The sequence below is a fragment of the Microthrixaceae bacterium genome, assembly GCA_016702505.1.
Lineage (GTDB): Bacteria > Actinomycetota > Acidimicrobiia > Acidimicrobiales > Iamiaceae > Aquihabitans.
In genome coordinates this window covers 1-13,151 of the sequence record JADJDU010000029.1, presented here as the reverse complement: position 1 = coordinate 13,151, position 13,151 = coordinate 1, and the positions used below count along the sequence as shown (strand labels likewise).

Below are 13,151 nucleotides of genomic sequence, written 5' to 3'. Positions count from 1 at the left end.
CCTACAGCTCGAAGTAGAGGCCCGTGGCCCACGGGAAGATGAACAACTGACCCGGCCCTCGGAAGAACGAGCCGATGATGGTGAGCGTGGCGCACGCCATCATGAAGACCGTGAACAGCGAGATCGCGAACTTGCGATCCTCGGGCTTCTGGGATGGGTTGCGGTCGATGTAGGGGGCGAACATGAGGCCCCCCATGCCGATGCCGGGCAGGAGCACACCGGCCACCATCGGGTGGAACATGGTGAGCATCTCCTGGAGACCCAGGAAGTACCACGGCGCCTTGGACGGGTTCGGCGTCTTGTTGTAGTCGGCCAGCTCCAACAGTGGGGCGTTCACGAAGATCGAGAAGATCAGAAGGAAGCCCAAGCAGAACAGGGCGGCCACGAACTCGATGGACAACAGGTGGGGCCAGACGTGGACCTTGTCTTGTGGGCTGGCCTTCACGTCCTGGATGGAGCCGGACTTGACGACGGTCAGGAGTCGCTGGGTGTGACCACCAGGACCGGCCGCCACCGGGGGACCGGTCTGGGCCGGAGCGGCCGCGGCTGCCGCTGTGGCCACCGCGGCGCCCCCACCGGCGCCTGCTTCTTCGCCGCCACCGGCAGCCTTGGCCCGCGCCGCCTTGGCTCGTTCGAGCAGGTGGGCGGGGATCTTGCTGTCGGCGTCAGAAGCAGGAGCGGCGGCTGGAGCCGGAGCAGCGTCGGCGCTGACCTCGGCGGCCTTGGCGGCTGCCTTGGCCTTGGCCTCTTCGGCCCGCTTGCGTAGGTGTTCTGGGATCTCGGTCATGACAAGTTCCTCCTCGGCCTACAGCGGACCGCTGATGCCGCCGTCCTTGCGGACACGCCAGAAGTGGATGGCCATGAAGATCACGATCACGAACGGGAGCATGAGCACGTGCAGCACGTACCAGCGCAACAACGTGTCGGTGCCGATCTCCGAGCCACCGAGGAGCACGAAGCGCACCTGGTTACCGAAGACCGGGGTGTAGCCCATCATGTTGGTACCCACGGTCACGGCCCACAGGGCGAGCTGATCCCATGGCAACAGGTAGCCGGTGAAGGACAACAGCAGGGTCAGCAGCAACAGCACCACGCCGATCACCCAGTTGAACTCCCGCGGCGGCTTGTAGGCCCCGTGGTAGAAGACCCGGGCCATGTGCAAGAACACCGACAGCACCATGAGGTGGGCACCCCATCGGTGCATGTTGCGCACCAGCAGGCCGAAGGTAACCGAGGTCTGGAGGGCGTAGATGTCGTTCCAGGCCTGCGCCGCGGTGGGCCGGTAGAAGAACATCAAGAAGATGCCCGTCACCGTGAGCAGGATGAACAGGAAGAAGCTGAGGCCGCCGAGGCACAGCGTGTAGCTGACCTTGACGGCGTGACGCTTCACCTTGACCGGGTGCAGGTGGTAGAGCACCGAGTTCATGATCACGTAGGACCGGTTACGGGGGCTGTCGGTGTAGCCCTTCCGGAAGATCGACCCAGGCCGGAAGATCGAGTTCCAGGCCTGGGAGCTCTGCACCGTGTCGGTGAGCTCGCCCATCTTCTCGTTCATCCGGTCGGCAGGGCCGCCCTTTTTCTGCATGGTCTTGGCCATCGGTGACTACATCTCCCGATCGTTCGGGCCGGTGGGACGGATGGTGGTGGTTGCGGTGGAGGCGCTCATCCGAGTCGCATCCCGTAGCCGTAACCGTGGGTGTTGGTGCGCTGATGGCCGTCGCCGTTGGCGGCGGGATCACCGACCTTGCCCAGGATGATCACCCCGGTGGGGCAGCGGTCGACGCAGAGTGCGCAGCGGGTGCACACGTCGTCGTCGATGAGGAAGATCACGTTGTCGCTGGGGTCAACGCCGGGGCGTTCGGTGCCGTCGGCCTCGGCCACCGAGTGGGGCGAGACCATGTGGATGCACTTCCACGGGCAGATGTCGACGCACCCCTCGCACATGATGCATTCGGACTGGTCGATGTGGATGAACTGCTTGGGCTTGACTGCCTTGGCCAGGTAGTCGGCATCCACTTCGACCAGCGCATAGTCGGAGCGGAACTCCGGCATGGGCGGGTTGGCGTCGGTCTTGGGCATCGGTTCAGACCCTCACCAGGGGGCGACCGAAAGCGGACTTCTCGACCTCTTCGGTCTGCTTGGATCCTCGGCCTTGCCACACAGCCCACAGGGCGATGGCCCCGGCGAAGGCGATGCCATAGAGGTTGACAGCGATGAGGTCCGAGAGGGTTGCCTTGGTGATCACCACCGGGATCTCGATGAATCCCTCCGGGCCCAGCCACCCGGTGGAACCGGGACCGGCGAGGATGGCATCGGAGCGCATGGCCAGGGGGCCCTGGGAGTAGGCCAGCCACTGGTGGGGCACGACACCAAAGGCCCAGACCAGCCCGAAGGTGCAATACACCGAGGCCGCCATCGCCTCGCCCCAACTCAGGGAGGCTCCAGCGGGACGACGCTTGGAGTAGATCACCACACCGGCTGCGAACAGCGCGGTGACGATGAGCGATCCGGTGAAGGCGACGTCGGCAAATCCCTTGCCGATCGAAGTGAGAATGATCTCTGGTCCTGCGGCGATGATCATCCCGGTCGACACCTCCTCGTGACTCGGTTCACAATCATTGCGCTCGGCGCGGAGAAGGGTCGCCGGCGGGCGGTGCTCGGTCTACGCGCCGCCCCACCGCCGCTCACATTGGACGATGCCCACGGTCGGCCGCCCACCGACCGCCCGGCGCCCACCACGCCGCCCGGTGACGCCGCCAGGGCCCCAGGGCCCGCGTTATGCCCCGTCCGATCGGGGCGCTGTGAACTCCCCCCAGCGGAGGACGTCGTGACCGAGATCCCCGAGCACCTGCTGAAGCGGGCCGCACAACGCCGAGCCGCGCTCGGTGACGGCGAGGCCGCCGCCGACGCCCCAGCGCAAGCCGCGCCGGCCGCTTATGCCACCGCGGGCGAGACCAAGGCCGCCGCCCCGGCCAAGAAGGCCCCGGCCCCGCTCCCGACCCTCGAGGACCAACCGGCCAAGGCCACCCCCGACATTCCGGTGGTCGCCGCGGCCAAGGCCCGCAAGCGCGCCCCGTACTGGGCCACCGCCCTCTTGGCATCACTTCCCCTCTGGGCCTTCCTGTACGTGTTCTCGATCGACCAGCCTCCGGCCGGTGCCCACGACCCGATCGCCATCGGCCACGAGGTGTTCACCCCCTGCGCCGGTTGCCACGGCGCCTCCGGTGCCGGCACCGCCACCGGCCAGCAACTCAGCGATGGCCACGTGAACGACACCTTCGCCGATCCCCTCACCATGGTCCACTGGATCCGCTTCGGCGCCGCCGAAGGCACCGCACCCGCGACCCACCTACGGCCCGAAACCGTCAGCCCCTCACCGGTGGCATGGCCGGATGGCGCGACCGCCTCACCCCCGAGGAGATCGCGGCAGTCACTATCTACATCCGCCAGGAGCTCTCCGGTGGAGACCCCACCGAGGACCCCAACTTCAACGCCGACGTGTTCATGGAAAACCTCCCTGAGCTCGAGCGCATGGTCGAAGAGGTGATCGACCTCGGCCCCGGTGCCCCCGACGTGTCAGAGATCGAAGGCGCCGAGACCCCGGAAGGCTGAGCCCCAGGCCGCCGCCGCCCGGACCTCCAGCATCCTTCCCTCCACCCCCGGCCCTGGGCCTGACCGCTCCGCAGGACGACCCATGACCAACAGCGAGGACGACAACCACACCGACACCGACGACGGGCCGGGTACTACACCCGAACGCACCGACGTGTTGGTGGTCGGGGGCGGACCGGCCGGGGCCGCCACCTCCTACTGGCTGGCCAAGGCCGGCCACCACGTCACCTGCGTGGAGCGCAAGACGTTCCCTCGGGACAAGACCTGCGGCGACGGCCTGACCCCCCGAGCCGTCAAGCAACTCACCGACATGGGGCTGTACGACGCCCTGACGCCCTACCACCGCTACACCGGGCTACGGGCCGTGGCCCACGGGGTGACCCTCGAGCTCCAGTGGCCGAAGCACCCGATCTACCCCGACCACGGGTTCGTGGTGAGGCGCCGGGACCTGGATCAACTGGTGTTCGCCCACGCCGCCGACGCCGGCGCCCACTGCCACCAGGGCACCGAGGCGGTCACCCCGCTCCTCACCAACGGCCTGGTCACCGGTGCGGTGGTGAAGCAGAAGTCCACCGGCACGACCCGCGAGATCCGAGCCCGCTACGTGGTGGTGGCCGACGGTGCCAACTCCCGCTTCGGTCGGGCCCTGGGCACGGCCCGCAACCGGGACTACCCCCAGGGCATGGCCATCCGCACCTACTACGAGAGCCCCCTCCACGACGACCCGTGGATCGAGAGCGCCCTCGACGTCCGGGACCGCAACGGCAACTCGCTGCCCGGCTACGGCTGGATCTTCCCGGTCGGCAACGGCACCATCAACGTCGGGATCGGGCTGCTGTCCACCTTCCGGGACTGGCGCAGCGTGAACACGTCCCACCTGATGGCCGAATGGGCGGCCACCGCTCCCGCCTACTGGGGCATCGATCCCGACAACCCGGTGGCCCCTCCAACCGGTGGACGCATCCCCATGGCCGGGTCGGTCAACCCGAAGGTCGGGCCCACCTGGGCGGTGGTGGGCGATGCCGCCGGGTCGGTGAACCCGTTCAACGGCGAAGGGATCGACTACGCCTACGAGACCGGCCGACTGGTGGCCGACCTGCTCGACGAGTCACTGCGCAGTGGCGACGGGATGGCCCTCCAGCGCTACCCGCACCTCCTGGAGGAGGAGTACGGCCTCTACTTCAAGGTGGCTCGACTGTTCGCCAAGGTGATCGGCCAACCGGCCCTGATGCGGGAGCTGACCCGGGTAGGTATCCGGTCCCGCAGCCTCATGGACTGGGTTCTGCGGATCATGGCCAACCTGCTCCAGCCCGATGAGATCGGCCCCGCCGAGGCGGCCTACAAGGCGGCTGCCGCCATCGTGAAGAGGGTTCCCGACCCGCTCCCCTAAGCCTGGATCCACCGAAAGGCGGAGCCTTCCGGTGGAGTTCGGTCGCCGGCCTGACGGCCACGTCTTCGCTGCTGCTCCCGTGGTCAGGCGGCTTTGCCAGGACTTGCGGCTCGCTCCACGACCAGGTCCACGCAGCGTTGGATCTCGGGGTGTACCAGTCCGACCAGTTCTTCGGGATCGGTGGTGGCCACCTCGATGGGGTGGGCCACGTGCACCAGGGGGCGGTGCCGGTCGGGCAGGACGGGGCGGGCGTAGTCCTCGGGTTCTTGGCCGTAGTAGAAGCCGACGGGCAGGACCACGACGGGAACCTCCTCGGCGGCGGCGATGGCGGTGTGGGCGATGCCCTTGCGCAGCGGTTGGACCACTCGGTAGTCGCTGCGGTTGCGCGTGCCCTCCCAGAAGCCGGCCATGCTGTGACCGGCGATGAGCTTGGCCACCTGGGTCTCACTGGCCTTGACCACGGCCCGCTGGTAGCGGTCCTTGACCTCCTCGGTGACCTCGATCCCCTGCCTCCGCAGATCCTCGAGGCGGAAGGTCGGCAGGGCCCCGAGCCCGTCTACGGAGCGGCGCAGCATTCGGCCCTGCCATCCGCTCCTGGTGAAAAGGGATGGCTCGGCGGGGATGAAGGCCTTCCCCCGGAGCGGACGCAGCGACTTCATGGTCTCGGCGGTGGAGACGATCACGTACTGATCGTCTGCGGTGATGTGATTGGGAGAGATGATGACCCGCTTCCCAGCCGTGATCGCCTCGTCGATGGCGGCCTCGGCCCCGTCGTCGGCGGTGATCGAGACCTTGTAGGTGCGGGCCAGGGCCCGGTGGGCGAACCAGGCGAAGGCTCGGCTCTGTCCTCGTGGCGTGGTAGAAGTCGACCAGGGTGGAGAAGTTGTCGAGGCCGACGTGGGGACGCTGCATGAAAGACGACTCTAGTCGTCCCTACCTACCGGTAGGTAGGGACGGACGGACCATTGCGCCCATTACCTGTGTCACTCACAAGTCGGAGGCTGGTCCAAGCCGCTGGAAACAAGCCGAGCTCGTTCGCTCACACCCTCCACGACACCAGATCGGCTACCGAGTACCGGCCAACCCGCAGACCGTGGGCGTTGAGGGCGATCAGGTCACCGTCAGCCTGAGCCCGTTTGAGCTGACCGAAGCTGAAGTCCCGGCCCGGGATGGCGGCGTCGAGGTGGTCCTCCCCGACCACCTGGAGGAATACTCCGGTGGTCGGACCGCCCTTGTGGAGCTGACCGGCCGAATGCAGGAAGCGAGGACCGGGGCTCAGCGTGACAGCCACCCCCAGCCCGTCGCGCAGTTCCAGTCGCAGCTCCTCGAGCGCCTCGTACTCCTCACCTTCGGGATCGACGTAGGCATGGATGGACAGGTAGTCACCCGGAGCCACCGTGGCCAACAGGTCGACCAACGGCGGCGACGAGGGCAGCTCGGCCCCCTCCGACAGCACACGGTTGGTGGCCTCTTTGGCTTCGGCCACGTTGGGTTGGTCGAAGGGGTTGACCCCCAACACGGCGCATGCCACCGCCGTCGCCACCTCCCACACCAGGGTCTGAGCGCCGAGGTCGAGCGGATCGTTCAGGCCGAGGCCGACCACGGGCTGGCCCGATTCGGCCAGCACCTCGAGCCCGACCGGATGGTCGACCTCGCCGACAGCCACGAAGAACCGGTCGCTTCCATACACATCGGCGGGTCCGATCGGCTCATCTACGACCGGAACCAGTCCGGTACCGGCCTTGCCCGTGGACTCGGCCACCAACTGCTCGACCCACAGGGCCAGCACCTCGATGGCCGGGTCGACGACCAAGGTGAGCTTGTCTCGGCCGTCTCGAACCGCAGCCCCCATGAGCGCCCCCAACCACAGCCCGGGGTTCACCGACGGATCAGGGCTGCGCAACGCGGGCAGAAGCTCTCGTGCCCGTTCCACCAGCACATACCAGTCGACCCCAGCCAGCGCGGCCGGGACCAGCCCGAAGAAGCTGAGGGCCGAGTAGCGACCGCCGATGTCGGCACGGTTCTCGAACACCTCCCGGAACCCGCGGCGGCGAGCCAGGTCACCCAGTTCGGACCCCGGATCGGTGACCACCCCGAACGCTTCGGGCCGACCCACCCGTTCCCAGAAGAACTCGAGATGGCTGCGGGTCTCGATGGTCCCACCCGACTTGGACGACGCCAGGTGAAAGGTGCGCCCTTCGGGCAGGGCGGCCACGGTGCGGGCCACCGCCGCGGGATCGGTGCTGTCCAAGACGTGGAGCTCCAGCCCGCTGGGCCCGGTGGGAAAGGACCGGGCGATCACCTCAGGGAACAGGCTTGAACCGCCCATGCCCATCACCAGGCAGTGGGTGAACCCGTCCCGGTGCAGTCGGGCCACGAAGTCATCGATACGCCCCCGTTCGGCCTCCATGTCGTCGAGGACGCTGAGCCATCCCATCCGGTCCACGATCTCGGTGGGCTCCGGGGACCACAGGGTGTGATCTCGGTTCCACAGCCGAGACACCACGTCCATCTCGGCCAGGTCAGCCAACGTGCGGGCCAACGGCTCGGCCAGCGACCCCAGGGAGCTTTCGGAATCGGTGTGAGCGCTCATCGCTGGGCCTCACCAGTAGACGGTGCCAGCGTGGATGCCACCCGGTAGGCCAGCTCCACGACATGGGCCACCACCGCGGGGCTGTGGGCCAGGCCTGGGAACATCACCTCATAGGCCCCCGGGGCCAGAGCCACACCGGCGTCGAGCATGCCGTGGAAGAACCGACCGTAGGAGGCTTCATCGGTGGTGCGGGCCTGGTCGTAGTCCCGTGGCGCCGGCACCGGCCGGCCCTGATCAGCACCGGCCAAGAACAAGCCCACCAACGGACCCACCCTCGACACGTAGGCCGCCACCCCGGCGCTGTCGAACGCATCCTGGAGGCCCACGGTCAGAGCCGCAGCCGTAGCCTCCAACTGCTCGTAGGCACCGTGGTCCAAGAGGCTCAACACCGCCAGCCCGGCCGCGGTGGCGAGCGGGTTCCCCGACAACGTGCCGGCCTGGTACACCGGCCCCGAGCGGAGCCATCTGGTCCATCAGGTCGGCCCGACCGCCGAACGCTCCCACGTTCAACCCGCCGCCGATCACCTTGCCCAGACAGGTCAGGTCCGGGGTGACGCCGTACACCTGTTGAGCGCCACCCACGTCGAGGCGGAAACCGGTGATCACCTCATCGAAGATCAAGATCGCACCCACCCGGCTGCACTCGGCTCGCAGGCCATCCAAGAACCCTGGTTCGGGAGCGATCAGGCCCATGTTGGCCGCCACCGGTTCCACGATCACACCGGCGACGGTGTCGTCCAGCACCGGGACCTGGTTGTAGGGCAACACCCAGGTGTCGGCCACCGCACCGGGCGGCACCCCGGCCGAGCCCGGCACCGTGGCCCCCTCGCTGTGGTCGAGGTGGGCCACCGCCGAGCCCGACGCCGCCAGCAGGGCGTCGCTGTGACCGTGGTAGTTGCCGGCGAACTTCACGATCCGACTCCGACCGGTGACCCCGCGGGCCAGACGGATGGCAGTCATGGTGGCCTCGGTACCGCTGGACACCAACCGCACCTTCTCCACCGACGGGACCCGGGAGCAGATGGCCTCGGCCAGCAGCACCTCCCGGTAGGTCGGGGCCCCGTACGAGGTGCCCTCCCCCGCTGCCCTACGCACGGCGTCCACCACGTGAGGGTGGGCGTGACCGGCGATCACCGCGCCGTAGGACTGCACCATGTCGACGTAGCCACGGCCCTCGACGTCCCACACGTGAGCACCGGCGGCGCGCTCCACGAAGTAGGGCGTACCCCCCACCGCGTCGAAGGCCCGAACCGGCGAGTTGACACCACCGGGGATCACGGCCCGGGCCCGGTCGAACAGGGACTGGTTGGTGAGCAGGGGTGGGGACTGATCGGTCATGCCAGGACCTCGGCGATCTCGCGGGCGAAGTAGGTGAGGATCAGGTCTGCGCCCGCCCGCTTGACCGCGGTGAGCTGTTCGAGGGCCACCATGTCACCATCGATCCAGCCGTTGGCGGCGGCCGCCTTCACCATGGCGTACTCGCCCGACACGTGATAGGCGGCAAGGGGCAGGTCGTGCTCGGCTCGTACCCGGGCGATGATGTCCAGGTAGGTGACCGCCGGCTTCACCATCAAGATGTCTGCCCCCTCGACCACGTCGGCCCGCACCTCCTCCAGCGCCTCCCGGGCGTTGCGGAAGTCCTGTTGGTAGGCCTTGCGATCCCCGCCCCCGGCGATCTCCACGTCGACGGCGTCTCGGAACGGCCCGTACAGGCCCGAGGCGTATTTGGCGGCGTAGGCCAAGATGGCGACCTCGCCGAACTCCTCCTCGTCGAGGGCGTCCCTGATGGCCGCGACCTGACCGTCCATCATCCCCGACGGGGCCACGATGTCGACGCCGGCCTCGGCCTGGGCGACTGCCACCTCGGCGTAGCGGTCGAGGGTGGCGTCGTTGTCGACCTGGCCCGCAGGGGTCAGCAGGCCGCAGTGACCGTGGTCGGTGTACTCATCGAGGCAGAGGTCGGCGATCAGCACCACCTCGTCGCCGTACGTGTCGCGCAGGTCCCGCAACGCCACCTGCACGATGCCGTCGGGGTCGCTGGCTCCGGTGCCCTCGGCGTCCTTGTGCTCGGGCACCCCGAACAGGATCACCGCCGGCACGCCGAGGGTCATCAGCTCGCCACCTCGGTTCGCAGCGACTCCAGCGTGTGCTGCGGACCCCGGGCAGCGAGCCGATGGGCTGGGGTTCGGTCATCCCCTCCCGCACGAACAGCGGAGCGATCAGGTCGTTCGGCGTGAGGACGGTCTCGGCCACCATGCGGCGCAGGGCCGGGGTGCGACGGAGCCGGCGGAGGCGGCGCTGGGGGAACACGCCAACAGCCTGGGGGCCGGCCCGGGCCACGGCCGCGGTGCCCGGGGATCCGCCGACGAAGTCGGTCAGGGCCGCCAGCCAGGCGGTCGAGCGGTCAGGGCGGTGACCTCGCCCAGCCCTGACGCGATGTGGTGGGCGGCAGACAGGTCGGTGTGGATGGTGATGGCGCTGGGCACCGCCACCGCGGTGAGCCCGGCCCGCAACGCCGCGGTCAGACCGTGGGCCGAGTCCTCTAAGGCCACCGCCCCGGTTGGCTCCACCCCCAGGTCCCGACAGGCCAGGAGGTAGGCGTCGGGGGCAGGCTTGGTCCGCCCGTCGAGACGGTCCGAGGTGGCGAACGCCCCGAAGTGGTGGGCCAAGCCCAACCGTTCGAGGTGGCCCACCACCCAGTTGGCCGACGAGCTCGATGCCACCGCCAACTCCACGCCGGCCCCGGTCAGGGCATCGAGCAGCTCGACCACCCCAGGCAGGGGCTCGATGGTGTCCTTCCAGGACCGGTCCTGGCGTTGGTAACGGGCATCGAACTCGTCTCGGTCCACGTCTGCTCCCACCGCCGCGCACAGCGCAGCGTGGCTGTCGGTGTCACCCAGACCCACCACCGACGACCAAGCCTGAACGGTGATCGTGTGCCCCATCTCAGCCAGGGCCGCCCGGCTCATCTCGAAGATCGGCATCTCCGAGTCGATGATCAACCCGTCGAAATCGAAAACCACCGCTCGCAGCTCACCCATGGCGCTGCTGTCTGGTCCGGCCGCCAACCGGTGGCAGCACGGGTTCGACCCGGGCGGACCTGCGTTCAGGTCGGGGGGAGGAACCCGAACGCCCGGAGGACGGCCTGGCCGTCGTCGCCCAGCACGAAGGCCACGAACGCGTCGGACGCCGCGGGGGCGCCCGCGTCGGCGAGCACACCGATCGGGTAGGCGGCCAGCACGTTCTCCTCGGCGGGGATCTCCACCGCGTCCACCGCCGCACCCGCCCGCTGGGCATCGGTGACGTAGACGATGGCCGCCACCGCGTCGCCCTCGGTCACCGCGGGTCAGGGTGGCGCCCACGTTGTCGCCCCGGGTCACGTTCGACTCGTCGACGACCACACCGGCCTTGGTGAGGGCCTGGGCCGCGTAGCGCCCGCACGGAACCTCGGCCCCGCACAGGGCGATCACCCCGGCATCAGCCAGGTCGGCGAGCGAAGCGATCCCGAGCGGGTTGCCGGGCCTGGTCACGATGACCAGCTCGTTGCGGGCGAACACCTGTGGTGCGCCCGCGACCAGCCCCTCACCGGTGAGCGAGGCCATGTTCTCCTCGTCGGCCGACGCATACACGTCGGCGGGTGCGCCCTCCAGGATCTGGGTGGCGAGGGTGGACGACGAGTCGAAGGCGAACGTCACCTCGACGTCGGGGTGCAGCTCGGTGAAGTCATCGGCCAGGGCCGTGAACGCCGGTTCCAGCGATGCGGCGGCCGCCACGGTGACCGAACCCGAGAGCTCGGAGCCCGACCCCTCGGTGCCGGTGGCCCGCGGGTCATCGCCACCACACGCGGCCACGACGCAGGCGCCCAGGATCGCCACCGCGACCAGGACGGCACGCGGCCCGACGACCCTCACGGCACGGCGGGGGGCAGCGCTTCGACGAGGGCGGCCAAGAGGGCCTCGGTGGTGTGGGGCGTGGCCTCGACCGTCACCTCGAGCCCGAGCTTGCGGGCCGTGGCCGTGGTGACCGGGCCGATGCTGGCCACCACCGGGGGCACCCGGTCCGCCCCCACCGCCGCCACCAGGTTGGTGACGGTGGACGACGACGTGAACGTGACGGCGTCGGCCGCCGCGATCCGCTCGGCCACGTCGTCGGCCACGGCCGCGGGTGCGGTGCGGTAGGCGGCGACGTCGTGCACCTCCCAGCCCATGGCGCGCAGGGCGTCGGGCAGTTCGGTGCGGGCCACCTCGGCCCGGGCCAACAGCACCCGGCCCCCTTCCGGCGGCGGGGCGGGGAACGCCTCGATCAGGCCCTCGGCCACGAACCGCTCGGGCACCAGGTCGGCCACGATCCGCCGGGCCGCCAGGGCCTCGGCCGTGGCCGTGCCCACCGCCGCCACCCGGACGCCGGCCAGCACCCGGGCGTCGGGCAGGTGGTCGAAGGTGCGCTCCACCCCGTTGACCGACGTGACCACCAGCCAGTCGTAGGCGCCGGTGCCCGAGGACAGCTCGTCCACTGCAGCCCGCAACGCGGCACCGCCGTCGGACGGGTCGACCACCTCGATGGTCGGTGCCTCGATCACCGACGCCCCCAGGGACCGCAGCTCGTGGGCGAACGCCGACGCCTGGGCCCGGGCCCGGGTGACGACCACGGTGCGACCGAACAGCGGCCGGCCCTCGAACCAGTTCAGGTCCTCGGCCGCCACCTGCCCCACCACGATGACCGACGGGGCCTCCAACGGGTGATCGGCCAGGGTGGCGAGGGTGGCGCGCACGGTGTGCTGGTTGGGCCGGGAACCCCACCGCACGGCCGCCGCGGGGTCTCGGGCGACCGGCCCGCGGCCAGCAGGCGCTCGGCGATCTGCGGCCAGCGGCCCACCCCGTGAGGATCACGAGCGTGCCACCGGTGTTGGCCACCACGCCCCAGTCGACGGTGCCGCTCGCCGCTGGACGGATCCTCGTGACCGGTGACCACCGTGAACGACGTCGACGAGAACCGCTGGGTGACGGGGATGCCGCCGTAGGCCGGCACCGCCAGCGCCGAGGTGATGCCCGGCACCACCTCGTACGGCACGCCGGCGGCGGCCAGGGCGTGGGCCTCCTCGCTCCCGCGGGCGAACACGAACGGGTCACCACCTTTGAGGCGCACCACGGTCTGGCCGGTCAGACCCCGCGCCACCAGCAGCGCGTTGATGTCGTCCTGGGTCATGCGGTGGTGGCGGGGCGCCTTGCCCACGTCGATCCGCTCCGCCGTGTCGGGCGCCAGCTCGAGCAGCTCCACGGCTGAAAGCCGGTCGTGCACCACCACGTAGGCGAGCCGAAGCACCTCGGCCCCGCGAAGGGTGAGCAACCCGGGATCGCCGGGCCCGGCACCGACGAGGTAGACGGTCACGACGCGACCCTACGAGGTGGGAGCCCTGGCGGCCGGAGCCGTCACCACCGTGGCCGATTGCCGGTCCGGGTACCGACCGGTGCATCGGTCGTGCCCTGGCGGCGGTCCACCGACGCGAACACGAGAGCACTGGCGACGCCGGCCACCACCACCACGCCCATCAAGGCA

At 69.5% G+C, this 13,151-nt stretch carries 11 protein-coding genes and 4 pseudogenes; 2 read left to right on the top strand and 13 right to left on the bottom strand.

Going from position 1 to position 13,151, the window contains the following annotated elements:
• Window position 1: 1 nt before the first annotated feature.
• The 6 genes from IPG97_16995 to IPG97_16970 all read right to left on the bottom strand — a co-directional run bounded on the left by IPG97_16995 (window position 2) and on the right by IPG97_16970 (window position 3,265).
• On the bottom strand, window positions 2-787 hold the full coding sequence (locus IPG97_16995; protein MBK6858193.1) for a menaquinol-cytochrome c reductase cytochrome b subunit: 786 nt from the start codon (window positions 785-787) through the stop codon (window positions 2-4).
• An 18-nt stretch (window positions 788-805) separates the two neighbouring features.
• Window positions 806-1,555 carry a cytochrome b N-terminal domain-containing protein gene (locus IPG97_16990; GenBank protein ID MBK6858192.1) on the bottom strand — a complete coding sequence of 250 codons (750 nt, stop codon included), beginning with the start codon at window positions 1,553-1,555 and terminating at the stop codon, window positions 806-808.
• Window positions 1,556-1,662: 107 nt separating this feature from the next.
• Window positions 1,663-2,079 (bottom strand): 4Fe-4S dicluster domain-containing protein, encoded by a 417-nt coding sequence (locus IPG97_16985; protein ID MBK6858191.1) that lies wholly within the window; start codon window positions 2,077-2,079, stop codon window positions 1,663-1,665.
• A 4-nt stretch (window positions 2,080-2,083) separates the two neighbouring features.
• A complete protein-coding gene (locus IPG97_16980; GenBank protein MBK6858190.1) occupies window positions 2,084-2,593 on the bottom strand; it encodes a hypothetical protein in 510 nt (169 codons plus the stop codon).
• Window positions 2,594-2,934: 341 nt separating this feature from the next.
• Window positions 2,935-3,087 (bottom strand): hypothetical protein, encoded by a 153-nt coding sequence (locus IPG97_16975; GenBank protein MBK6858189.1) that lies wholly within the window; start codon window positions 3,085-3,087, stop codon window positions 2,935-2,937.
• Window positions 3,088-3,100: 13 nt separating this feature from the next.
• Window positions 3,101-3,265 carry a hypothetical protein gene (locus IPG97_16970; GenBank protein ID MBK6858188.1) on the bottom strand — a complete coding sequence of 55 codons (165 nt, stop codon included), beginning with the start codon at window positions 3,263-3,265 and terminating at the stop codon, window positions 3,101-3,103.
• A gap of 119 nt (window positions 3,266-3,384) precedes the next feature.
• On the opposite strand from IPG97_16970, the gene IPG97_16965 reads away from it, so the two are divergent.
• Window positions 3,385-3,612 (top strand): hypothetical protein, encoded by a 228-nt coding sequence (locus IPG97_16965; GenBank protein MBK6858187.1) that lies wholly within the window; start codon window positions 3,385-3,387, stop codon window positions 3,610-3,612.
• Window positions 3,613-3,694: 82 nt separating this feature from the next.
• Window positions 3,695-5,002 carry a geranylgeranyl reductase family protein gene (locus IPG97_16960; protein MBK6858186.1) on the top strand — a complete coding sequence of 436 codons (1,308 nt, stop codon included), beginning with the start codon at window positions 3,695-3,697 and terminating at the stop codon, window positions 5,000-5,002.
• Window positions 5,003-5,085: 83 nt separating this feature from the next.
• Here IPG97_16960 and IPG97_16955 read toward each other — a convergent pair whose 3' ends face one another.
• From IPG97_16955 to cobA, 7 genes and pseudogenes are all read right to left on the bottom strand, one after another.
• Window positions 5,086-5,811 (bottom strand): 1-acyl-sn-glycerol-3-phosphate acyltransferase, encoded by a 726-nt coding sequence (locus tag IPG97_16955; GenBank protein ID MBK6858185.1) that lies wholly within the window; start codon window positions 5,809-5,811, stop codon window positions 5,086-5,088.
• Between the two features lie 230 nt (window positions 5,812-6,041).
• Window positions 6,042-7,595, bottom strand: a complete 1,554-nt coding sequence (locus IPG97_16950; protein MBK6858184.1) for a glucose-6-phosphate isomerase — start codon at window positions 7,593-7,595, stop codon at window positions 6,042-6,044.
• Window positions 7,592-8,933: pseudogene (locus tag IPG97_16945) on the bottom strand (glutamate-1-semialdehyde 2,1-aminomutase). Before IPG97_16945 ends, IPG97_16950 begins: the two are co-directional and overlap by 4 nt.
• Window positions 8,930-9,851, bottom strand: a pseudogene (gene hemB, locus IPG97_16940) (porphobilinogen synthase). The pseudogenes IPG97_16945 and hemB overlap by 4 nt, the downstream one beginning before the upstream one ends.
• Window positions 9,852-9,970: 119 nt before the next feature.
• Window positions 9,971-10,636, bottom strand: coding sequence for an HAD-IA family hydrolase (locus IPG97_16935; GenBank protein MBK6858183.1), 666 nt, complete (start codon window positions 10,634-10,636; stop codon window positions 9,971-9,973).
• Window positions 10,637-10,701: 65 nt separating this feature from the next.
• A pseudogene (gene modA / locus IPG97_16930) lies at window positions 10,702-11,446 on the bottom strand (molybdate ABC transporter substrate-binding protein).
• Between the two features lie 56 nt (window positions 11,447-11,502).
• Window positions 11,503-12,983, bottom strand: a pseudogene (gene cobA / locus IPG97_16925) (uroporphyrinogen-III C-methyltransferase).
• Window positions 12,984-13,151 lie beyond the last annotated feature (168 nt).

What these genes read in the sequence shown, in the direction of transcription:
- IPG97_16965 (MBK6858187.1), top strand. Translation starts at nt 3,385, where the DNA reads ATGGCCGGATGGCGCGACCGCCTCACCCCCGAGGAGATCGCGGCAGTC.
- IPG97_16950 (MBK6858184.1), bottom strand. Translation starts at nt 7,595, where the DNA reads ATGAGCGCTCACACCGATTCCGAAAGCTCCCTGGGGTCGCTGGCCGAG.
- IPG97_16960 (MBK6858186.1), top strand. Translation starts at nt 3,695, where the DNA reads ATGACCAACAGCGAGGACGACAACCACACCGACACCGACGACGGGCCG.
- IPG97_16995 (MBK6858193.1), bottom strand. Translation starts at nt 787, where the DNA reads ATGACCGAGATCCCAGAACACCTACGCAAGCGGGCCGAAGAGGCCAAG.
- IPG97_16985 (MBK6858191.1), bottom strand. Translation starts at nt 2,079, where the DNA reads ATGCCCAAGACCGACGCCAACCCGCCCATGCCGGAGTTCCGCTCCGAC.
- IPG97_16935 (MBK6858183.1), bottom strand. Translation starts at nt 10,636, where the DNA reads ATGGGTGAGCTGCGAGCGGTGGTTTTCGATTTCGACGGGTTGATCATC.
- IPG97_16990 (MBK6858192.1), bottom strand. Translation starts at nt 1,555, where the DNA reads ATGAACGAGAAGATGGGCGAGCTCACCGACACGGTGCAGAGCTCCCAG.